This is a genomic window from Candidatus Thorarchaeota archaeon (assembly GCA_013388835.1).
In the GTDB taxonomy this organism is placed as follows: domain Archaea; phylum Asgardarchaeota; class Thorarchaeia; order Thorarchaeales; family Thorarchaeaceae; genus JACAEL01.
The window spans coordinates 61,247-83,628 of record JACAEL010000006.1 but is presented as its reverse complement, the minus strand read 5'-3'; the positions used below and the strand labels follow the sequence as shown (position 1 = coordinate 83,628).

17 protein-coding genes and 1 tRNA gene are annotated in these 22,382 nt (G+C 51.5%); 5 read left to right on the top strand and 13 right to left on the bottom strand.

Features of this window, described 5'->3' with window-relative positions; translation table 11 throughout:
* Positions 1–33 precede the first annotated feature (33 nt).
* The 3 genes from HXY34_01090 to HXY34_01080 form a co-directional block, all read right to left on the bottom strand.
* Positions 34–591, bottom strand: a complete 558-nt coding sequence (locus HXY34_01090; GenBank protein ID NWF94716.1) for an indolepyruvate oxidoreductase subunit beta — start codon at positions 589–591, stop codon at positions 34–36.
* A gap of 87 nt (positions 592–678) precedes the next feature.
* The gene (gene iorA / locus HXY34_01085) at positions 679–2,568 is read right to left on the bottom strand and encodes an indolepyruvate ferredoxin oxidoreductase subunit alpha (GenBank protein ID NWF94715.1); all 1,890 of its coding nucleotides are present in this window, start codon (positions 2,566–2,568) and stop codon (positions 679–681) included.
* 405 nt (positions 2,569–2,973) lie between these two features.
* Positions 2,974–3,300, bottom strand: coding sequence for a hypothetical protein (locus HXY34_01080; GenBank protein ID NWF94714.1), 327 nt, complete (start codon positions 3,298–3,300; stop codon positions 2,974–2,976).
* A 36-nt stretch (positions 3,301–3,336) separates the two neighbouring features.
* On the opposite strand from HXY34_01080, the gene HXY34_01075 reads away from it, so the two are divergent.
* Positions 3,337–4,743 carry a hypothetical protein gene (locus HXY34_01075; protein ID NWF94713.1) on the top strand — a complete coding sequence of 469 codons (1,407 nt, stop codon included), beginning with the start codon at positions 3,337–3,339 and terminating at the stop codon, positions 4,741–4,743.
* A 12-nt stretch (positions 4,744–4,755) separates the two neighbouring features.
* A complete protein-coding gene (locus tag HXY34_01070) occupies positions 4,756–6,081 on the top strand; it encodes a saccharopine dehydrogenase NADP-binding domain-containing protein (protein ID NWF94712.1) in 1,326 nt (441 codons plus the stop codon).
* Positions 6,082–6,104: 23 nt separating this feature from the next.
* Here the strand turns inward: HXY34_01070 and HXY34_01065 are convergent, their stop codons facing one another.
* Both HXY34_01065 and HXY34_01060 read right to left on the bottom strand, forming a co-directional pair.
* A complete protein-coding gene (locus tag HXY34_01065; protein NWF94711.1) occupies positions 6,105–6,557 on the bottom strand; it encodes a hypothetical protein in 453 nt (150 codons plus the stop codon).
* A gap of 645 nt (positions 6,558–7,202) precedes the next feature.
* Positions 7,203–8,210 (bottom strand): hypothetical protein, encoded by a 1,008-nt coding sequence (locus HXY34_01060; GenBank protein ID NWF94710.1) that lies wholly within the window; start codon positions 8,208–8,210, stop codon positions 7,203–7,205.
* A 51-nt stretch (positions 8,211–8,261) separates the two neighbouring features.
* Here HXY34_01060 and HXY34_01055 point away from each other — a divergent pair, with 51 nt between their 5' ends.
* Entirely contained in the window at positions 8,262–9,482 is a 1,221-nt protein-coding gene (locus HXY34_01055) for an aminotransferase class V-fold PLP-dependent enzyme (GenBank protein NWF94709.1), read from the top strand.
* A gap of 17 nt (positions 9,483–9,499) precedes the next feature.
* Here the strand turns inward: HXY34_01055 and HXY34_01050 are convergent, their stop codons facing one another.
* The 3 genes from HXY34_01050 to HXY34_01040 all read right to left on the bottom strand — a co-directional run bounded on the left by HXY34_01050 (position 9,500) and on the right by HXY34_01040 (position 12,001).
* Entirely contained in the window at positions 9,500–9,724 is a 225-nt protein-coding gene (locus tag HXY34_01050) for a hypothetical protein (protein ID NWF94708.1), read from the bottom strand.
* A gap of 68 nt (positions 9,725–9,792) precedes the next feature.
* Positions 9,793–11,616, bottom strand: coding sequence for a glutamine--fructose-6-phosphate transaminase (isomerizing) (gene glmS / locus HXY34_01045; GenBank protein NWF94707.1), 1,824 nt, complete (start codon positions 11,614–11,616; stop codon positions 9,793–9,795).
* Between the two features lie 73 nt (positions 11,617–11,689).
* Complete coding sequence (locus HXY34_01040) at positions 11,690–12,001, bottom strand: 30S ribosomal protein S10 (protein ID NWF94706.1); 312 nt, start codon at positions 11,999–12,001, stop codon at positions 11,690–11,692.
* Between the two features lie 192 nt (positions 12,002–12,193).
* Here HXY34_01040 and HXY34_01035 point away from each other — a divergent pair, with 192 nt between their 5' ends.
* Positions 12,194–13,012: an isopentenyl phosphate kinase family protein gene (locus HXY34_01035; GenBank protein ID NWF94705.1), complete on the top strand. Its 819-nt coding sequence runs from the start codon at positions 12,194–12,196 to the stop codon at positions 13,010–13,012.
* On the opposite strand, the gene HXY34_01030 is transcribed toward HXY34_01035, so the two are convergent.
* Entirely contained in the window at positions 12,992–16,828 is a 3,837-nt protein-coding gene (locus HXY34_01030) for a DUF853 family protein (GenBank protein NWF94704.1), read from the bottom strand. The genes HXY34_01035 and HXY34_01030 overlap by 21 nt on opposite strands.
* 222 nt (positions 16,829–17,050) lie before the next feature.
* On the opposite strand from HXY34_01030, the gene HXY34_01025 reads away from it, so the two are divergent.
* Positions 17,051–18,994 (top strand): hypothetical protein, encoded by a 1,944-nt coding sequence (locus HXY34_01025; protein ID NWF94703.1) that lies wholly within the window; start codon positions 17,051–17,053, stop codon positions 18,992–18,994.
* Between the two features lie 6 nt (positions 18,995–19,000).
* Here the strand turns inward: HXY34_01025 and HXY34_01020 are convergent.
* From HXY34_01020 to HXY34_01005, 4 genes are all read right to left on the bottom strand, one after another.
* Positions 19,001–19,082, bottom strand: a tRNA-Glu gene (locus tag HXY34_01020).
* A 243-nt stretch (positions 19,083–19,325) separates the two neighbouring features.
* On the bottom strand, positions 19,326–19,535 hold the full coding sequence (locus HXY34_01015; protein NWF94702.1) for a hypothetical protein: 210 nt from the start codon (positions 19,533–19,535) through the stop codon (positions 19,326–19,328).
* Positions 19,536–19,568: 33 nt separating this feature from the next.
* Positions 19,569–21,278: a Flp pilus assembly complex ATPase component TadA gene (tadA, locus tag HXY34_01010; protein ID NWF94701.1), complete on the bottom strand. Its 1,710-nt coding sequence runs from the start codon at positions 21,276–21,278 to the stop codon at positions 19,569–19,571.
* 58 nt (positions 21,279–21,336) lie between these two features.
* Complete coding sequence (locus tag HXY34_01005) at positions 21,337–22,380, bottom strand: transcription initiation factor IIB family protein (protein ID NWF94700.1); 1,044 nt, start codon at positions 22,378–22,380, stop codon at positions 21,337–21,339.
* Positions 22,381–22,382: the final 2 nt, after the last annotated feature.

Below are 22,382 nucleotides of genomic sequence, written 5' to 3'. Positions count from 1 at the left end.
TACGGGTAATACGCGTAGTACCGCAGCATTCGCCTATGTTGACAAAGCTCGGCGGGCCATTTCAAAGCCGCTACTGAAAGCCGCCTCATTCACTGACCTGAACCTGCTGGGAAAGGAGGAAGTGATGGTGTCCAGAGCCGTATCCCTTCGAACGGGTACCACCCCAGAAGCTATGATTGCGCCCATCATGACGATATTCAACGACGCAGTACTGCCCGCTTGTTGTGCGATCTCAGTTGCATCGAAATGAATCACGCTACTCGTGCGAGCATGAAGCTTGGATAGTACGACATCCTGGGGAGGATACTCGACTGTACCCATGGAAACCGCGACAGGGCATACGACATGTGTGTTCATTATGACGTGACCGCCCTCTCTAAGGAGATGCAGCTCTCTGAGTGTTTCAATAGGCTCGAAACCGACGAGGACGTCTGCAGTTCCAGCATCAATGATTGGACCTCTAACCCCCAACCCAATCCTGACGGTACACATGACATGTCCTCCGCGCTGAGCCATACCGTGAATCTCCCCGACTCTCACATTGTGTGACTCAGCCATGGCCGTTTTAGCAAGCAACTCGGCTAGAGTCAAGACTCCTTGACCACCCACGCCGGTGATCACCGTATCAGATCTCTGCGTCGTATTACCCGTAGTACGTGTAGCAGCCATAAGCAACATTCACTCCTTCTGCCTGATTGCGCCCTGAGGGCATACTGAGGCGCAGACCCCACACAAGTTGCACATAGTCTCGTCAATCATAGCCTTCTTCGACTCAGGGTCTTGGTACATGGCTGGACAAGAGAGTCGGTTCAAGCATCTCTTGCATGCAGTGCATGTCTCCGGGTCCACGTAGTATGGAGAGATGCGCACTCCCGCGCGGGCACGTTCCGCGGCGGCAATGAGCGCGCAGGGTTCGATTGACACAAGCACTGCAGGGGCTCTGTTATTGCGAACCCACGAAACCAGCTCTCTGACCTCCTTTACAAGGTTCGCTAGAGAAGCAAACGGACGAACTGTTCGAACGTTCTTCACGCCAAGGCCCCTACACACCGTGGCTATGTCCAAGGGTTCAACCTTCTGTTGCATACCAGTAAGACCAGTACCAGGATGTGGTTGGTGACCGGTCATTGCAGTCGTTCGATTGTCCAGTACAACTATGCAGACTGGATGGCTATTGTATACTGCATTGGCAACACCTGGAAGACCAGAAGCAAAGAAGGTGCTGTCGCCAATGGTTGCAACCACATCCTGACCTGTGACCTGAGCAATGCCGCACGCAGTAGTGATTGACGAACCCATGTCGAAAAGCAGATCCGCGGTCTCAAGAGGTGGAGATATGCTCAGTGTGTAGCACCCGATATCGCTGGGGTAGATAGCCTTGCCCTTGGTCGCTGTGCGGATTGCATAGTAGGTTGCTCTATGTGGGCAGCCAGCACACAGCAGCGGAGGACGAGGAGGAAGGCTGCTTAAGCCCGTATCTGTCCTCTCAGTCCTCTGCAGGTCTGTAGCTGTATCACCAGTAATACAACGTCTTAGGCCATCGCGTACTATGCTCGGGCTGTACTCATACGTTCGTGGAAAGTAGCCTTGCTCTTTCCCCTGTATCTCAACGTCGACCGAATGAAGTTGTGCGAGTCTGCGAGCGTGTGTTTCCAGGAAGGGTTCGAGCTCTTCCACAACCACCAATTGTCTGTGACGCCTCATAAACTCGACAAGCATTCTCTCCGGAACAGGATGAGTCATTCCCAGCTTCAGGACCTCTGCGTTCAGGTTCATGCTGGCCAACGACTCAAGCACATAGCAGTAGCTTACTCCGCTGGTCAGGATTCCCAGCTTGCCCTGACCCACAGTGAAGTTCAAGGGGGTGGTCTCCGAAATCTCCTGCGCCACCTTGATCTGACCCAGAAGCCAAAGATGCCTATTTCTCGCCACTGAAGGGATGGGGACGAATCGGAAGGGCTCCTTCTGGAACTCCACCTTGTCAGGTCGGTCTCTTATTGGGCCAAGCTCAACAGGAGCTCGAGTGTGATTCACTCTTGTTGTTGTCCGAAGCAGAACCGGCAGCTGAAGCCTCTCGGATATCTCGTAGGCCTGTAACAACATACTCTTTGATTCCTCGGGATCGGACGGCTCAAACATCGGCGTGTTACTCATCAGAGCATAGTAACGAGAGTCATTCTCATTCTGCGAGCTCCACATACTGGGGTCGTCCGCAACAACAATGACCATGCCAGCCCTTACCCCCACGTATGCAAGACTCAGCAGTGGATCGGCCGCCACATTGAGGCCAGGCCCCTTACAAATCATCATCGAGCGAACACCTGATACCGCCGCGGCCCCTGCAACCTCCAGCGCCACTTTCTCGTTGACGCTGAACTCAAAGTAGAAGTTCTCAAGACTAGGAGACATTTGTGATAGCGTATTGCCAATCTCACTACTCGGGGTCCCGGGGTAGCATGCGACTAGTCTGACACCAGCCTCCAGTACACCTCTAGCTATTGACTCATTCGCGAGAAGCAACACTCGCCTTCCGACTTCATTCTGCAGTAGGGTGCTTGCTTTGCTCATCAGAATACCCCAGGGTCACTCAATTCGTACACAGACTTCGATTGGCGGGGATGTTAAGATATGTAATAGTCTTCCGGTATTGCCGCGGGCTACGACCACGTGTTCCAACTGACAAATCACCCCCCGGTTTCCAGTGGAGAAGGAATGAAATGTTGAGGCCGCAGACGTATAGTATGGAATATAGAAAATGTAGATAAAGAACAGATGAACAAACCACTATATATACCTTCTTCCTCCACCAGAACCTAAACACACCAAGCTCTCCACTGGAAACACAGGGGTATCCTCTCCCTCCACTCGAAACCAGAGCGTCCAACCTCTTCCTCCTCCCCACCCTATGATCCTCAACCATAGCTTGCCTTGCACCACTACCTCCACTCGTCGTCTTCTCGTACACCAGTAGCATTAGTCGAGCGTGGAACACGTGTTCTGCGACTCGGGTCGTCTGCGTTCCTCCATTACGAGGTAATTGCTAACCTTCAGTATGTCACTGTATCGCGCGAAGAACGCGTCGAATGACTCTCTGGCCTCCTCGGGCACCAAAACTGCTGAGTCAGATACGATCTCAGTCCCCGGATGCGCTTCCAACAGACCGGGTCTTCTTCTACGTTTCACTCCGCTTCGGGTCTTCCAGCTGTAGACGAACCCGTACAGTTCCTTTGTAAACGCCACTCGCCTAGCATTGTATTCGCGAGCCTTCTTGCAGTCATAGATATAGATGACCCGCTTCATGTCATATCATTACTACGACCACGTGTTCCGTCTTGAATGCTGGTATTACGAGTATTATGTGTCTGTGATTCGTATGAAAAGGTTAAAGCGAGGCTCTGCTGGTCCCCACACATCGCTCTCCCGCTGGTGGAGGTCCCTGCATTGAATGTCATCGGAATAAGAAAGGAGGAGAAGCCTTTCGAGGCTCGTGTGCCCATTATTCCAGCCCACATTGACCGACTCTCGTCGGATCACGGCCTCTCATTCGTTGTAGAACCAAGCACACAACGCGCCTTTCCCGTTGAGGAGTTCTCCAGTGTGAACGCACTCGTTTCTCCCCTGATTGATAGCAAGGCCAGCATAATACTTGGCATAAAGGAGATGCCAATGGAATTCTTCGAACCTTCTAAGGTGTACATGTTTTTCAGTCATGTGACCAAGGGCCAAACACACAACATGCCAATGCTGAGACGAGTAATGGATGTTGGCGCCACGCTAATTGACTATGAGCATATTGTAGATGACAAGGGCAAGAGACTGGTCTTCTTCGGCAATTGGGCTGGCATGGCAGGTATCTCCGACACACTCAGGGCACTTGGTGAGCGTCTGAAGTATGAGAATGTCGCACCAAACCCGTTCGCAGAAATGCGTGAAACACGCAAGTTGCGCGGCCTGCCTGAGCTGAAGCAGGAGTTCAAGGCGTTAGCTGACCGTATTTCTGATAAAGGCCTGCCGAAAGACCTGCTCCCCTTTGTAGTGGGATTTGCCGGCTATGGCAATGTTTCGAAGGGCGCCCAAGAGCTCTTCGATATCCTTCCTCATGAAGTTGCTCAACCCCACGAGCTCCCGAGTCTAAAGTCATCCCCGAACACCCTCTACAAGTGCGTCTTCAAGGAGGAGGACATGGTTGAGCCAATCAACCCTTCCAATGAGTTCGACCTACAAGACTACTATAACCACGGATCTGTCAAGTATCATGGCACTTTTCAAAGGCACGTTCCATACTTGACTGTGCTTGTCAACTGCATCTACTGGTCTGCAAAGTATCCACGTCTTCTCACAAAGGAGTTCATCAAGTCACACTGGCGAGCCAAGAATCGCAGACTGCGGGTAATTGGTGACATCTCCTGTGACATCCAAGGAGGAATCGAGTTTACGCTATATGCCACCAACCCTGCCCAGCCCACTTTTACATACCTAGTTGACAAGGATGTCGCAGTTCCGGGGGTCATGGGTGACGGTCCAGTTGTCATGGCTGTTGACAACCTTCCGTGCGAGCTGCCACGAGAGTCCTCCACCTCCTTCAGCTCGAGTCTGCTTGGTTTTGTCCCTGCACTTGCCAATGCTGACTTCTCGGTGCCCTTCGAAAAACTGTCACTTCCTCGTGAGCTCAAAGACGCTGTCATTGTCTATCGCGGTCAGCTCACTCCCAGGTATCAGTACTTACAGCAGTTCCTACAATAGGTGATAAATCAAATGAGCAGAGTTCTTTGTCTGGGGGCAGGCCTCGTGGCTCGCCCGTACATCCGCTATCTTTCTGAACATGGATACTCTGTTGTTGTGGCCAGCCGAACACTGAAGAAGGCCGAGCAACTCATTCAGGGGTGCGGGAATGCCGAGGCAGTGGCCTTCGACATAGACCGAGATGACCGCCTCCTAGACAAACTAACACGTGAAGCAGACCTTGTGTGTTCTCTGTTGCCATATACTTATCATGTTAGGGCGGCCAAGGTGGCTATTCGTCATCGCAAGCACTTCTGTACGACATCATACATCTCCAAGGAGATGCAGGAACTCAATAGTGCTGCAGAAGATGCGGGCATAGTTCTCCTCAATGAGTGCGGTGTGGATCCCGGAATCGACCACATGAGTGCAATGAGAATAATACACGCTGCTCACCGTGATGGGGGGAAGATTGAGAGCTTCACCTCATTCACTGGTGGTCTTCCAGCTCCTGATGCTAACAACAACCCCTTGGGCTACAAGCTGTCATGGAGTCCCAGAGGCGTACTACTTGCAGGTCGAAATGACGCCCATTTCCTCTTGGATGGAAAGGAGGTTGTGATACCCGGTTCGGTTCTATTCGACAACTGCCATCTGTACGAGGTGCCAGGTCTGGGAGTATTCGAGGGCTACCCAAACCGAGATAGCATGTCGTACATCGATATCTACGGTATTCCCGAAACCAAGACAATGCTGAGGGGCACCTTCAGAAACACTGGATGGTGTAATACAATGAAGAGGGTATCTGAGCTCGGTCTACTCGACCTGACTCCGAGAGACCTCACTAACACCACCTATGCACAGATGTTATCCCAGCTGCTCGGACTGAAGGAACAGGGACTCAAGTCCCAAGTCGCACACCGTCTTCGTGTCCCTATCACTGACCCAGTGATTACTAGACTAGAATGGCTTGGCTTGTTTAGCTCAACAAGGATCCCTTCTGAAGTCAGTACACCTCTTGATGCACTCTGCCATCTCTTTGAAGAGAAGCTCCAGTACTCCCCTGGTGAGCGCGACATGATCGTCATGCATCATGACTTTGTGATCAGGTATCCCAACCGACGTCAGAGACTGACGTCCACGCTGATTGACTATGGGATACCTCACGGGGAAAGTTCCATGTCTCGTACTGTGTCTCTCCCTGTCGCCATCGCAAGCAGAATGATACTTGAAGGCAGTATCAAGCTCGTGGGAGTGCAGAGGCCTGTGATGCCCGAGATATATGGGCCCGTCCTAGAGGAGCTCGAATCCCTAGGAATCACATTCACAGAGCAAACCAGTTCTGTATCCGCAGAGTGACAATCGCCAAGTATCTCGGCGCTCTACCTCTTGGTGCCGAGGTGCATCGAAGCCAAGGTGGTTTCTGCTTTCTCCACCTCGATCTGAACCTCTTGAAGTTCGGTTCTCAGACGATAGGTGTAGCCAGAGCGGTTCCCGTATCTCTCCAAATGCCCATGGCCCTCGTTGTAGAACCTTGCTAAGTATGTCGACGCTGTGCTTTTGGGCAGCTCCTCTTCAAACGTAGCCTCGTATATCTCAGCTACATCGAGCGAGGAGAACTTTCCATGCCTGAACGAGGCGTACACAATGAGCTGCATCTTCTCGTAGTTGCTCATTGATTCCTCACTGGTAAACTCTGTCCTGTCTACTGCCTCGGCCTTTCTGCTCACTTTATATCCTGTACTAGTTTCCAGGAAGACCTCGAACTTCTCAAGCATGTCATCCACAGATCCACTTACCTGAAAGCTTGACTCTTCTTTCGATACCTCGTCCAAGACACGTATTCTAAAGTCAAATGCTGTTTGTGTGAGAGAAACGATTCTCTTGAATCGAGAAAGTGCCTCGAGTGGTGTCACATACTTGCACTGAAATACCTCTCGTAGACCTAGACCGGCACTGTACGTGAACTCATAGACGTAGTTCGTACGGTCCGCATCAGGCATCTCTATCACTACTCACTATGCTACTTAGCTCATTCACACTACTAATGTCCTTTTCTCTTCATAAGTGTGAGTATGTGAATTGGCAATATCACCATATTCGCTCGATAATTCCATATCGAATCCTAGTCCTCTGCAGTCCATCGCCTAACATCAGTAGCGCGCTATTCGGGCTCCATTTCCACTCTGCAGTGCTATAATCAGTCTGTTTTGCCCACAAGCCACATTCTCCTCCACTTATGCAATTCACTGTTCTTCCATGCCTGTGAATCAAAAGCAGCACGCAAACAGACGTGCTTACCGATTTCCAGTGGAAGTGACGGGGTGTACACATTCACACAAAAACGGCTACTATGACCGCTGTTTTCACTGCACAGGGGCACGAGACTTTTCATTCAGGAACGTGTATTCACATGATGAGCGCCTTTCACACACCGCAACTGTGAATGAATGTTGATGTGTTTGTCGCCGGACTCGGTTCTATTTGATTGGAACCATGTAGTCCGTGACTCTGTCTCCCAGAACTATCTGCTTGAAGACTTCTCCAGAGTCCATGCACTCTACTGACTCAAGTCTTCCCTCCACCAATATGCGCTCCCCCTTGACAGCGTGTTCAGTGAATCTGCCGCGATAGCTGGCGACCAGTTTCAGATCCGGTATCTCCTTGCAGGTCACAATGTACTCACAGGGAGTGAAGATGGAATCCTTGTCCTCAATGACCCTGCACATGGCCTTGGTTTGACCCTCGTACCGCACTACAGTAGAGTCATATCTACGATTCTGTTCGCCGTCCTTCTTCACCGCTCTAATGAAGAAGTCACGATTTCGAAAGACACCTTGCAGACACTTTCTCTCCTCGAGCTCTCTCATCCTTTCAAACAGTGATTCAAGCGTTCCCCATCTGTAGAGTACATGATTAATGAGCCGCTTACCTGCGTATCGATGAACCCCCTTCACTCGCGCTTCGCCCTTCATTGTTGCATACAGCTTCCTCGCAGCTTTCTCACCATACACAACCAAGTCTATGTCTGACCGTTCATTCTCTAGTCCCGCAAGTTGTGAGCCCGTTATTCCCATGTGTTCCCTCTCTATTCCTGCTGCCTCCACAAGTTTCTCAGCCAAATCCAGAGCGTCGCGTCTAATCCCCCGAAGATACGGTCCTTCGCTTCTCATGCTGTTCAGAGCATCGACTGGGTCAAGTATGTACGCGATGCTCTCCATGGGTACCGCCTGCATCTCTCGTCCTTGACGGGGATCTTTCCAGATATACTGAGGATACATCTCTTTGACTACTCTTTCTGCACCTTCTAGAGAGCTAATCTTTACGTATCTAACACCTGTCAAGGACCGCCTGTCCCCTCTTTCATCGGGCAGATACCTGAGGTATGCAACGATGCGATTCTCGGGTTGGACTACTCCCTTTATGTGGAATATGAGCCCGTCGTGTGTGACAATGAGAGCTCCTTCTATTGCATTCTTGGCCAGCACGGTTAAGTACTAAAGCTAAACACCCTGCTTAAGCGTACTGGAATCATCTCTATGACGCTTCCTCTTGATGTCCGAAAGGACTTCCCGGTCCTTCGCAACATACCCTCTCTTGCGTACTTCGATTCTGCCAGCACTTGTCTAATGCCAGACCCGGCAATAGACGCTATGGTTCATTTTCTTAGAACGAAGGCAGTCTCTTCAAGACGAGGGGCTCATCGACTTGCAGTTGAGGGCGCAAACACAGTCGAGGAATGTCGAGCCAAAATTGCGGCTTTGTCGAGGACGGAACCGAGACTGCTCTCGTTTCAGCATTCTGTTGCCTTGGCTGTTGCTTCTGTTGCCTATGGATATGATTGGAAACGCACGGGACGCACCAAGATAACAGTATCACAGACTGAGGACCATGATGTTGTCGCGCCGCTCATTAGGGCTGCTCAAGTACTGAGACTCCGCTTGGAAACTATACCACTTAGGTCAGATGGCACCTTGGACCCTGACACGGCAACGAGGATGATTGACAAGGATTCCGGCCTGGTTGCGATTTCACCTGTTTCACCTGGGACAGGAGACCTAAACCCCATTAGAGAGCTCTGCCAGAAAGCCCACGAGGAGGGATGTGTCGTGATCTCGGACTTGACTCGTTCAATGGGGTTTTCGAGTTTTGAGTTTCAGTCTGTCGGCAGTGACATAGTGCTCTGTTCGGCGAACTCGGGTCTTCTTGGTCCCCCTGGACTGGCCATACAGTGGATGAGTGATGAAGCAGGCATGGCGATTCGCCCTGGGATTGCGGGGAGCTCTGCAGTTTCAAATGTAGAGGGTGACTCCTTCGACTTCTCACTGCCCCCAGACATGTTTGAGCCCGGCTTTGTCAATGTTCCTGGGGTCGCAGGTCTCTCTGCGGCAATCGATTACATTTCTAGTCTGGGTGTGGGACAGATAAAACATCAGATTCGCTCCATCTCCAATCTGATGTCCGAATCGCTGGGGCGCATTGATGGCTTGATACTCTACGGAACGCACCACAGCGAACGGACCATCTTCTCCTTCAACGTTGGCAATCAGACTGCAGACAATGTGAATTGTCACGATGTCGCTCTTCTGCTTGACGAATCTGACATCGCAGTACGGAGTGGCTTCCTATGTGCTCAACCACTGGTTCATACACTCTCAGCTGACGGTGTGGTTCAGGCTTCTATACATGTTTACAACTCTATCGACGATATGATTCGGCTTCGAACCGCTCTGGAAGCCATTGCTGGGCAGCTACTGTGAGTCCGACTCTGCAGATGCTATCCGATAACGAAAGCTGGAGGATACGTTGCGAAGTACTGGACGACTATTGAGAGGATGATGCCGCTGAAAACCAGTCCCTTTCCCCTGTTGGCATTGACCTCTGTGAACCAGAGTATGGCCCCGGTCATTATGATTATGACTCCTGACAGTCTGCCTATGAACATCAGAAACCCCCAGATCTCGGCAAAGTAGGCGGCAATAAGGTCTGCAAAGTCTGCCAATGGACTGAGTAACGTGCATGGCATGTTGGTTTCCCGGTAGTCTATCCCTCAGTTCGTTATTTAAGGTCCTAGAGCACAGTGACCGACTTCGCCAGATTCCTAGGCATGTCCGGGTCGTATCCTCTCTTGGTAGCCACGTAGTAGCTAAGGATTTGGAGCGGCACCACATACGCAATTGTAGAGAACTCCGGTTCGACTCCCTCGGGAATCTCAAAGAAGTGATCGGAGAGTCCTCTCAAATCCAAATCTCCTCGCTCTATGACTGAGATGACCCTTCCACCTCTTGCCTTCATCTCCATGAGATTGCCAATAATCCGATTCCTCGTTTGATCTCTTGGAGCGACAAACACCACTGGGTACCCATCTTCCACTAGTGCGATGGGGCCATGCTTGGATTCGCCTGCCGAGTAGCCCTCTGCATGACTGTACGATATCTCCTTCATCTTTAGAGCCCCCTCATACGCAGTAGCCACTGAAACTCCTCGCCCCAGGAACAACATGCTCGGAGCCTCATGGTACACTCCTGCCACCGTCCTTGCATGCTCTTCGTTCCTCCTGATGACTTCAGAAACGATTTCAGGCATCCTTTCAAGTGACTGTCGTTTCTTGTCCAATTCTTCTAGGGTCCTGAACCCGGTCAGTCTTCCGAGCGCTATCGACAGCAGTGATAGCGTTACAAGTTGGACTATGAACGTCTTCGTTGCTGCAACTCCAATCTCCGGACCTGCTTGGGTCACTATCGTATGATCCGCAACCTGTGTGATTGAGCTGCCGACTACATTGGTCACAGCGATTACCTTTGCCCCGAACCCTCTGGCGTATTTCGCCGCGCTTATGGTATCGGTGGTTTCACCAGATTGTGTAATAGCAATAATACAGTCCCCGCCCGTCAGTGACTCGCAGACTGTATCGGGGAAGTCGCTGGCAAGTTCAAACGTTGGCACCACGCCCGACAGTGAGGCGAACATGTATCTGGCAGCCATTGCAGCATGACCAGACGTCCCCATTGCCACAAGGTATACTCGCTTGGCATCATGGATGATACGCGCAGCTGCGTCTAGGGTGTCATCCCTGATCTTCAGCGTGTTTCTGATGGCCTCTGGCTGCTCGTGTATCTCCTTGAGCATGAAGTGGGGATATCCATCCTTCTGGGCTTGGTCGGCAGTCCAGCTGATGATAATCGGGTCTCGCACTACTGGTGTGCCATCTGAGAGCTTCCTAATTGAAACGCCCTTTGATGTGAGTACTGCTATCTCTCCGTCCAATAGGAGAATCATGTTCCTAGTCATGGGCAGGAATGAGGGGATATCAGATGACACATATGTTGCCCCCTCACTCCTGCCTATCACAAGTGGATTCCCATCTCGGGTACAGACAATCATCTCCGGGTGACTAACCGACATTGCGACAATTGCGTACGTCCCCTCAATTCTATCCGTCACTCGCTTCAAAGCGTCCGGGAAGTCCAATCCTTCACTGATATACTCCTCCAGAAGATGTGGTATCACTTCAGTGTCCGTTTCAGACTCGAACCTGTGCCCTCTCTTCAACAGTTCCGTCCTTATCTCAAGGAAGTTATCAATCACGCCATTGTGAACAACTGCAATTCTGCCGTTACAGTCGAAATGGGGATGAGAATTGTGAAGTGATGGTATGCCGTGAGTAGCCCACCGAGTGTGTCCCACCCCTGTTGACCCGGGAAGGTCATCCAAGTTCAGCTTCCTGTGGACCTCGTCAATCTTCCCCTTGTCCTTCTTGGTATACAAGACCCCTTGATACAGCGTGGTCACTCCAACTGAATCATAACCCCTATACTCTAGGCGCTTCAGAGCCTGATGAAGGAACGGCGCTACATTGTTTCTGTCCTGCACCACACCGATTATGCCACACATGTATTGATGCCTCTCTTGAGTTCTTCGCAGCCCAAATCATATGTGGCAACCCAAAAGGAGCTTGCGCCTACTGTCAGCCAGTAAGCTCTATTTCAATGTATACTGAATCAGGAATCCTAACCCTCATTATCTGCCTGATTGCTCTGGGGTCTGCATCTATGTCAATGAGCCGCTTGTGTATCCTCATCTCCCACTTGTCCCAAGTGTCTGTTCCATCTCCACAAGGGGTCTTTCTTGTGGGTACTACCATGCGACGCGTAGGAAGTGGTATCGGTCCTGCCATACGAACACCGGTCTTTCGAGTTATCCTCTTTATCTGGTTGCATACGCTGTCCAGGTGTTCGGTGCTCGTGCTAGACAGTCTGATTCTTGCCTTCTGCGTCATATGTAATGCACGGCTCCAGACTAGTGGTGCCCCGGCCCTCCTGCATTGATTCCGATAAAAAGATTGTCTTGTGTCTTGACTTTGCGCTGGCTAACAATACCTGACGAGTCCTACTGGCTGGAGCTGACATTCGCTAGCGTCGTACAGGAACCTCCATAAGCGGCTCGAAGAACCACCAGTTTGGTGCAAGCGGTGCGCTCTCTTACTGTTGTCAAGCTGGGAGGATCTGTAATCACGTTCAAGGACCGGACTCCTCCGCAGGTCAACAAACCTGTAGTTGAAAGACTCGCTGCGGAACTGGCAGGACATAATGGGCCCATGATTATTGTGCTTGGAGGAGGTGCTCACGGACATCAGCCAGCGCACAATTACGGATTCGGAGACTTGTCAACCACCCCAGCAAGGTTAGTGGCTGGAATACCCCATATCCGACACAACATGAACATCCTATCGCTGAGCATCGAAGAAGCGCTTCTCAGACGAGGTGTACCTGTGGTCTCACTGGCCCCTTTCTCTATTGCTAAGCTGAAGAACGGAACCGTATCGCTCTTTGATATGGAACGCGTCAGCTGTGCTCTTAAGTCCGGACTCGTGGTAATGACACATGGCGATGTGTGTTTTGATAGCGAGCGGGGCGCATCCATACTCAGCGGTGATTCACTGGTCATGCTCTTGGCAAACCATTTCGCGGCGGATACAGTGTTGATTGGTACTGATGTGGACGGCGTTTATGACCAAGACCCTCGGTTGACTCCTGCTGCCCGACTCATTCCAGTCTTACATATGGACGAGATCGGCCACGCGGCCTTGCATGCCGGTCCTTCAGTATCGACTGATGTCACTGGCGGGATGGAGAACAAGATTCTCGAACTGAAGCACTTGACCAATCAACGTGCCAAAGTGGCTGTGTTCAACCTTGCTGTTGCGAACCGTCTTGCCGACCTCCTCGCTGGGAGGGACACTGTATGTACAATAATCAAGCTCGGCACACTAGAGGACCACCGCAGATAGGCCCTCCTCCACTGTCCTGAGGAGCAATTCTGGTGTAGCAACTGCATCATCTCCTCCATACTCTGCAGCGGTGAGAACACAAACGGTCTTACGCGAGTGGCACTTCCTGCAGTGCTCTCCCTTCCCAATCCTCATCACCATGTTCAGCTGGTGTTGCGTGGGAAACACGATATACGATACGCCGCCTGAACACAGATCATACTCATCATGATTCCTCCAGACTGGACCGTGTTTGTGCTTCAGCTCGTCCTGAAGCGCCTGGACCACGCTCTCCCTCAAACTCGTGAGGGTAGGTCCGTTGACCACCCAAAGCCCCTCATCAAGACTAATGAGTCTTCTGTCTTCACCTGCTCGAATTGCCACAAGGACCTCGTCAGCAAGTAATCGCTTTAGTGCGCTCTCTCCAGAGTTCCGGCTGAGAGGTAGTGCTCTTGGCAGACTTGACTGGCGAGCAGTCGTTTCTATGAACTCCAACGCCTCCGCCCATCTGACTTGGCCACCTCTGAGTTCAACAAAGTCCTGCAGTAGACCCGCCCAGAGACGAAGCTGTACGCTTCCTGGTCTTGTAGGCTCCACCTCACAGTATGATTGGATCTGACTAGGAGCATCCGTATCTATCTCTTCTCTCGCCACGCAAGAGTCCTCTGTCTCCTCTTGTCTCGCCACGGAAGCTCTCCCAGCTCGCTGTACCAAGTCCTGTACTGCCTTGTCGAGCGAGCTGGGGAAGACTGAGATTACCTCAACAGCATCAAACTGATCCGACTTGTCCATTAGTTCCCTCAGCTTTGCGGCAGCAACACTGCCCCTGACAATGACGATGAGCCCCGCGGTTTCGTTTCCAAAACGACTCATGTGACCTCGAATGCGCTCCACCGTGTCGTCCATCGACGTTGTCTTCAGGTGTTCGGGAAACACGATAATGGCATGGTCGTCAACGAGTAATTGACTGCATCCATCCTCCAACTCCTTCTCTTGGACCTCAAAGCAACCCCCTAGTCCTTCAAGTATGTAATCCATGATTACGCGCTTGACTGCTCTATGCCCATTTCCTGGCAGAGCATAGACAAAGCCGCCCTCAACAAGAGGAATGGCCTCTCTCACTATGCTCCCCTTTGACACCATCTCATGAACCAGTGCTGCAAAGTCGTCATCTGTAAAGGAGTCCACGGCTGAGAGCATTCGGCGGATTTCACTCACGGTCGCATAGGTCTTTGACGCCAACAATGCAGCAATGTGATTGCGAATCTCAGTGGCTCCCTCTGGCACGACCATTGATGTCATCGAGTCCTGTGGACTAGCATGAGACTCTGATGCACAGGATACTTTCCCTTCGCGGTCCTCATCCTTGACTCCCAAGTCCGATTCGGGTGACTCCTCCTCATATGCTTGTGAATCGAACCGTGATATAATGGCTTCCTCTTGCAGTCTTTCGGATGGCAAACGTGGCGCCTCAACTTGGTACTGTTCAACATTGAAGGGCTCTGTGGACACCTCGAATGCTTCCAGAGAAGGAATGGATGCCAAGGCGCGACCCACTCTTAATGATCTGAGATGCCTTTCTTGATGTTCATCGATTGACAGGAGTTTCGCTCCCAGACTGCTGTCATATGGCAGGCGAAACACAAACTTGGTTGCAGTATTTGCCAACACATTGGATGATACATTGGGGCGAGTCGATACAACAATGACCCCTTGTCCCGTTGCTCTCTGCAGCATCACCATGGACTCGCCAGTTGTGACATCGGCAGCAGTAGACCTTGTATAACTCTCGGGAATCAGGTTGCTTGCCTCCTCTAGTACAACAACATGACGAAGTCCCGGAGATATGCCTCGTTTCATGCCAGCATCGAATATCCTCTTGGCAACCAGATTGTACAGTAGTCTCGCAGCCTCCATACCTCCACTGCGAGCTATATGTCTAAGGTCAAATATCACCCGCTTTCCCAAGAGACTAGATATCTTGACAGCGTCCTGACCCCCTCTCAGTACTCTTCCGAGGGGCTCCCCTGATATGACCTCAAGTCTGTTCAGCAGTGCGTCTCTGGTCATCACTCCGATGCGGTCTTCTTCCGAGAGTCTTCTCACGCTTTCTACCAGAGCTTCTGCAGACCCCGACCCCTTTCCCCTTTCCACCATGTCCATGACTGCCTCTTTCAGCAGGCGCTCCATCGCTGGAGACAAGTCTGACGATGTGTTGCGTTCGCGTATCAGCTCTCTAAGAATGGTGAACGTGGACTGGGGTGTATCCACCTCTGCATCGACGAGGTCTATTGTGAACGCGGGATCAATGCCAGGTCTTAGGACAAGTACATCATCTGCACCTACAGTTGCCAGTTCGGTGTACTCTGAACCCTTCACATCAAAGATCCACCAAGGCACATTCGTTTTGGTGCTGAGCTCGGCTATGATTCGCTTTACCAAGGTGGTCTTTCCTGTCCCGGTGGCACCAAGCACAGCCACATGTTCCCTAAGCCATTCGGGTTTGAGCCCGACCGGATTCAGAAGCCGATTCCCATACACAGTCCATCCGACATGTATCTCGTTGTCCACCAGCGACTTGTGAGGTATCGGAAACGTGGGTGGAGGGGTGCTTGAAACAACAGGTATCTGTTCATTCGGTGTGTTCACGTACGCTGCAAGTGCATCGGCATATAGCTTCTGGGGCTTAAGGTGTCGCCTTGTTAGCATCCTATACTTCAAGGCCTCACTGAGTTTGGTACATGTTGCAATCTTGAGACCGTTTCCGCCCCAGATGGATAGGGCTAGACCAATGGCGCCGTCCTGAACCCCTCCCATTGAAGCCTCTCTCGTACTCACTATCATGTAGGATGACACATCAAACCACCCCTCCTCGTTCTGAATTGTCTGATATCTGTCCAGCAGGTGTTGCTTGCGAGTTTGGTCCCCAAGGGAGTCGTTCTTCTTCTTCTCCTTGTCCCGAATTGCTCGCCACTCTCCTTCCAGTCTTCTCTTCTCTCGACGAGAGTCTGCAGATGAAAAGGTGCACGAGAACCTTGCTTCACAACCCTGTTTGAGAAGACTGGACAGAAGAGCGCCAATCTGAGAGCGGTTAACAGCTGGCGTGACTCTAGGAACGCCCTTCAGAATGATTAGGAGAGTACCCTCTGCCTGTGCTCCCGTACTGCCCCGGACTGCCCCACCCTCATCATCAATCAGGTGTTCTGAGATGACCTGTTTGAGAGACTCTCCCCTTATCTGGGAGATCTCGACGCTGGCTAGTGATGCAACCAAGACCGCCTCAAGCCTCATTGCTTCTCTTCTCAGTGTTTCCCTGATTTCGTCCATGCTGCTGGACTTCGCAGATATTAGGAGCCGGACGAATGGTTCGCCACCTGATACGCCAACCTCATAGGTTGTTACGGTCCCCTTTGTCATTCCGCTTCGCATAGCCAACAACATACTCGTGTTGTAGTGTGGTGGCGCATCAGTCTCATATTGCACTGAAGAGGAGACTGATGTCAGTTCCAGAGCAGTTGTACCAAAGAACTTGCTGCCCAAATGAAAGTAGACGATGTCGTCCTGAACTTCTGTCCGGGTATCATGCGCGCGATTCGAGATTGCCGCATTCAACATTGAAACGACACACAGCACCACCACGATGATCACTTCGAAGGAGTACTTGAATCCGTAGGCCGGGGGCGCAAGCATACCGCCCAGAGGGAGTAGGTACGCGGTGACATAATACACCCCGGTGCATGCGAGTACAAGAAGCCAGCAGATTCTTGGGACCATCTGGAGGTCAAATCGCTGACCCCGTGAATGGACTGTCCCCGTGCGTTCTTCTCCGTCTGTCATTCGTTGTGCCATCCGCCCCTGATGTGCTCAGGTGACTTGGGTCCGTGAAGGCTCCACCACTCGGTGCATCACGAAGCAATATGAACCCCCACAAACCTCCTACCCGCCCGTAGCGCATTGTAGGAGGTTATATTCTATTGTCGAGGCACTCAGTCGTGATTCATTCCAAGGATGTAGACGTTTCGACGATTGAAAGATGCTAAGGGAGCTGGATTCAAAACCATGAGATTGAGGTGTTTCATCGTCGGGCTTGTCGCAATGGTGCTCTTCATGCTGGGTGGTGGAGTTGACGGTGTTGCAGCAGACGAGGAACTCGTCGTCGTGAGAGGCGAGGATGTGATACTCGCTGCATATCTTCTTCAAAACGGTACATATGGCAATCCTGTTCCCGATCAAAGGGTCGAGTTCTTTGATGAAACCACCAATGAGTATCTTGGCTTTGGTATAACTGACAATGAAGGTCGTGCGAGCATTCTATGGACTCCAGCCTCCAATCATCCTCTCGGCTTCACGGTAATCAATGCTACTTTCAGAGGAAACGAGTCACTTGCCCTCTGGCCAAGCTGTATGCAATCTACATTCTTGCTCTTCGCTCGGACCACAGTTCATTCAAACATTCAGACCTCTGCTCTAGCCCCTAGTGATGACATTGTGCTCACAGTGACTCTATTGGATGATTCGGGTACTCCAATCATAGGGGGGCTTGTGCAAGTCTATGGCAATGACATGATGCTTGCACAGGGCGTTACTAATTCGACGGGCTACATTGGTTTTCGTATACCATGTCTAGATAACTGGTACACTCTGGGCGACAATGAGATACGAATTGTCTATCCCGGAAATGCGTCCCTCTTCCTGATGGGTGCAGAGGACTCTCTCACAGTCACCATTCAGCGGCTCGAAACCTCGCTAGTAATCGCCTCTGAACTCAGGACTCATGTCCTCCTGAATGAGTCAGTCAATGTGCATGCGAAGCTCCAAGGTGCTCCCCCTTCAGCGATAGGAGTCTTTCTTGACGGCATCAGGATTCTTGAAACCTCCTCCAACTCCTCTGGCGATGTGCTGTTTGTTCTTACAATTGACCGACAGTTCACCTTGGGCTCCCACACTCTATCATTGCAGTACTTGGGCAACGAACGTTTTAGTGGTTGCTCGATATCCTTGGAGTTGTCTGTATTCGGAAACGCCAGAACTAATGTTTCCATTTCGGAGAGGCTCGTACTTGGAGAGAACTCTTCGTTCATCATCAGTGTTACTGATGACTTCAATCGAGGTCTGCCCGGACTTCCTTTCACCGTGCTAGACCTTGCATCTGGATTCAGCTCATCCGGTGTATTGGGTCCTACCTCCACTGGTGAGGCGGTCGTGTATGTCTATGGACTGGTGGGTCCACGAGGCTTTCTCATTACCCTCTCGAACCCATACTTGTTCAACTCGACAGTCCATGTTTACACTGAGGTTTGGATTCAGCCCTTCCTCGTCTTTCTAAACAGCAGCATCATCTCTATAGCATCTCCCAACCAGCCCGTCACTGTCTGTTTGCGTCTTTCAAGCAGTAGCGGCTTTCTCGTAGGTCGACAGGTCGCTTATGGTCTAGAGGCCCAGAACACAAGTGTGTGTTCAACCGATGGGCAGGGCGTGGTAAGGTTCACCATCACAGCCCCCAAGACTGACGGTGTCTATTCAATTCTGGCCTCCTATGAATTGAATCCCCATGCTTATGAGCTGGGTTGCACCTATTCGTTTTCACTGCCCGTGCAGAGACTCATGCCTGTTCTGTTGGAGCTAGAATCCTATTCGGTTGTAGCCCCTCTTCAGGAGGTTCGGGCGAAACTGATGGCGCGAGCACTCAACGGGACCATACTGTCCGGTCTGGAGGTGATCTTTGAATGGCTCTCGACCCAATTCACTTCATCTACTGACAATGAAGGCGTCGTGACTCTGTTTCTCCCTGTTCCAGCAAAGCCTGGTGAATGCATCCTTCTCTACTCAATAGAAGAGTCGTCCTGTCTCTCCCGTTCGACTGGCTATGTTGTCCTCGCGTTCACGCCAGACCAGCTAATGTCTGCTCAGGGCTTAGGTGTATCCGTGTTCACGTTTGGTATCTTATTCTCGGTACTAATCGCCCTACTGCCCTCAATCGCTCGAAGGTCACTCGTCGAATGAGCCCCATGGTGCTCCGGCCGGGATTTGAACCCGGGTCGGAGGATCGAGAGTCCTCCATGCTGGGCCGGACTACACTCGGCAACACCGCAGAAAGATGTGCGATGACTCTACCGGAGCAGTGACACCAGTCCGGAGCAGAGTCCAGACGCGGACTCACCCAAAATAAGGCTTTCCGTATTGGTGACTCTGTTGCATAAGTCTTGTCCCGAATCTGCAGAGGGATTGTCGCGCTGCCTGATTCGTACGAGCACGGCACAAAAGGTCATCCCATGTGCCAGTTCCAGACCTAAGGTGACCGGTAGGAACGATTCATGCAAGAGTCCGTATCGGTTCACGGTCCAAAGAGGTCGGAGAGGTTTGCCCAGCTATCCTGCAGAATCTGCATCAGGCTGTTGACTATGTTCTGTGCCCAACCCGTTGCCTGTAAAATCACGGCAATGACAATTGAAACAGTCACCACAGCGATTCCAAGGAGGAGACTCTCCTCAACAAGGGGACCTCCTCCTTCGTCAGTGCGGATTCCTTCTCTGTCTAGATTCATATACATCACTATCAGCGTGTTTTCCAGCGGATATTAAGTCCCCTGAAGATTGTGCTGAAACTGCATGGGGTTTCCACAGCTCCACAGGATCTCCCCAATACGTACTTCCCCTGGACTAATCCCCTGACTGTACTCATCTAGTAAGCGAAACACGTTGCTGAGAGCTTCAACATGCGTTCCCACTCCCGCCTCTCTTGCTCTCATCAGAAAGGCCCCGTCTTTTGCCCATGATTGACTTAGGACACCACACTTCCAATCGAATACCTCATTCAGCCCGAGGAACTCAACGACCCCGTCCTTCACAGTCCGTCGCACCTCCACAATCTGGGACACCCGTCTTGCAGAACTGCCTGGTGCTGGCTTCACTAATGTTACAATCATGTCTATCATGGCCACACTGGACGGCTTGATCCCGTGGTCGTTGATCCACCTCGTCACCAGACCCGGAGCTGAGTCACTATGGCAGGTCTGTATGGTTCTCAGGCCTGCTGACATGGCTTGGAATAGCGCTTGACTGTGTTCAATACTCTGTATTTCACCCAGAATGACATAGTCTGGTGAACGATGAAGGGTCTTGATTATCTCACTGCTCTTGCTGAGCTTTCCCCTGCCCTCATCGACCGGGTCTACCCTGAACCTCACTTGATGCCCCTGTTCAGTCACTCTGCTTTCTACTGCATCCTCTATGTAGATCTTTCTCCAGTGTCTAGGAGTTGTCATGTCAAGCGCGTTTAGCAATGTCGTCTTGCCAGAGCTCGGGCCTCCCGTTATTGCGATGTTAAATCTGGCAGCGACAGCTAGGACAAGCAAAGCCCCAACATCGCGAGGCATTGTTCCATTGTGTATCAGTTCTCTGATTGTTAGCGGGTTACACCGCGCCTTTCGAATCTCCATGTGAAGTCCATCAGTGCTCAGAGGAGGAAGCGCCACGGAAAACCGCATGCTTGAGTTGCCGAACGACATGTCCGTCTTCAGCGAGGGATTTGCTCTGTCTAGATGGAGGTTGCTCTCAGAGCGAATTAGCGTGCACACGCGGCTCACATCCGAAACTGTCAGATATGCAGACGACACGCACCTCCCCAGCTCACTGTGGTCAAAGTACAGGGGCAGACCGGGTCTGTCAAGATAGATTTCCTCCACATCATCGTCGAGCAGAAGCGCGAAAATGCTTCCTAGAGCTGTGTTCCGATGGGCCGCCACCTCTGAGACGATTGCCCTTGTCCTATGACTCACTTCTGGTAGTGCCTCAGTAACTCTCGCTTCGTTCATCTGCATACTATTTCGAATTCTCTCTGAAAGTGGAATCCTACGAGGAGGAAGCCCTGATTCCACCGGCTGCGACATTGCACAAACCGTGTCTAGCAGCCGACTCTCAAGTGCTGTGCGGACAAGTGGGAAGAAGAAGTGAAGGTTCTCCGCAGAGTTCTCTTGCCTGCAGAAGATCGAGAGATACGGACCTACGGTGTACGCCCGGATGACATTGTCCAGCAAGTCGCTCTTCTGGGATAGTCCTTCAACGTAGACTGACTCCCAGTCGCCCCCTTCCCAAGGAGGCGCCTCTGGTCGAATTTCATCCCAGCGTGCCAGGTGTATTGTGTTTCTCTCTGGTTCAAGAAGCATGACCGAGTCCGACCTACCTTCTCCACCTGACACGGGATTGTCAATGCAATCGGGAAACGGCGCGTCAGCACATTCTGAGCACCTTGACTTGGGACACAGCTTGGTTCTCGTGTGACCTTCCATTGTCATTCACTATCGCCTTAACCGTCACAATGTTTCATCTTATGCTCGTAGAGCATCTTCACGCTTGGTTTGGCACTGCGAGTGTGGCCGCTGCTTCTACTGCGTCCTTCATCATCCCAAAGTGATCTCTGATGCTGTACTCGGCTACCTGGGTTGCTCTTGATACAAGTTTCTGAGTTAGTGCCGCCTTTCTGCCAGTCTCCTTGGCAATCATGCGGTCTGCAGCGTAGGCTGCGGATACGGTGAAGATGAAAGGGTTTCTTCCACCTCGCTTCGAAGGGGGGATTAGACTTAGGACCTGAGCTATTCGCTCGCGAAGAAGAATCTCGTAGTCTTTGGGGTTCCAGCTCCGCACTCTCAACTTGCTCAGGACCTTGGAATCGTTCATTAGCATTGATATTACTCGAGGTATGTAGTCCTCCGGCTTCCTGACAGACGGACAATATCCAGTAAGCGACCTCAGTCGAGAAGACTCCCGGACAATTGCCCTGACGTTCACTCTATGTCCACACTTCTCGAAGACGTCTGCAATCTCCTCGAGTGTTATCGGTGCTCCCTCCCTGAATTCTCGCACCGCCGTCAGAAGACACACCGCCATTAAGAGTATGTTGTTGCTGACTCTTTCCCCTGACTCTGCAATCTTCTTGTACAGGTATGCAGTACGGTCACGGACCTGTTCCGTGAGCATAAGAAGCTTGGATACGTGGTTCAGCGTTCGCAGAGCACGGTATTTCGCTTCATCGCGACCAATCCTCACACGAGTGCTGTAGACTGACTTCAGGCGCTTAAACTTGCGTTGGTCCTTCCCTGACATAGCTTGACCGTGCGCATCCCTAAAGTACGCATCCCTGTGGAACCCTATGTAGCTCCCTAGTCCATCGACTATGTGCATCCGGTTCCCGAGGGACACGTATGATGTAGCATCGTGACCATCACTGTCATAGTTTTCTCCCATCTGATACGTCGGGTGGACATACTCTCGCGAGTTCACAAGCCCGCACTCTGCACACACAACGTGACCTCTGTTAATCACAAGATTCCCGCCGCACTCTTGGCATGACCAAGAAGGGCTGCCGTATGTTTCACATGTTTCGTCTACCAAAG

Excerpts from the sequence above, each read along its gene's own strand:
- iorA (NWF94715.1), bottom strand. The coding sequence starts at position 2,568 with ATGAGCAAAGCAAGCACCCTACTGCAGAATGAAGTCGGAAGGCGAGTG.
- HXY34_01080 (NWF94714.1), bottom strand. The coding sequence starts at position 3,300 with ATGAAGCGGGTCATCTATATCTATGACTGCAAGAAGGCTCGCGAATAC.
- HXY34_01075 (NWF94713.1), top strand. The coding sequence starts at position 3,337 with ATGCTGGTATTACGAGTATTATGTGTCTGTGATTCGTATGAAAAGGTT.
- HXY34_01070 (NWF94712.1), top strand. The coding sequence starts at position 4,756 with ATGAGCAGAGTTCTTTGTCTGGGGGCAGGCCTCGTGGCTCGCCCGTAC.
- HXY34_01055 (NWF94709.1), top strand. The coding sequence starts at position 8,262 with ATGACGCTTCCTCTTGATGTCCGAAAGGACTTCCCGGTCCTTCGCAAC.
- glmS (NWF94707.1), bottom strand. The coding sequence starts at position 11,616 with ATGTGTGGCATAATCGGTGTGGTGCAGGACAGAAACAATGTAGCGCCG.
- HXY34_01040 (NWF94706.1), bottom strand. The coding sequence starts at position 12,001 with ATGACGCAGAAGGCAAGAATCAGACTGTCTAGCACGAGCACCGAACAC.
- HXY34_01030 (NWF94704.1), bottom strand. The coding sequence starts at position 16,828 with ATGACAGACGGAGAAGAACGCACGGGGACAGTCCATTCACGGGGTCAG.
- HXY34_01025 (NWF94703.1), top strand. The coding sequence starts at position 17,051 with ATGAGATTGAGGTGTTTCATCGTCGGGCTTGTCGCAATGGTGCTCTTC.
- HXY34_01015 (NWF94702.1), bottom strand. The coding sequence starts at position 19,535 with ATGAATCTAGACAGAGAAGGAATCCGCACTGACGAAGGAGGAGGTCCC.
- tadA (NWF94701.1), bottom strand. The coding sequence starts at position 21,278 with ATGGAAGGTCACACGAGAACCAAGCTGTGTCCCAAGTCAAGGTGCTCA.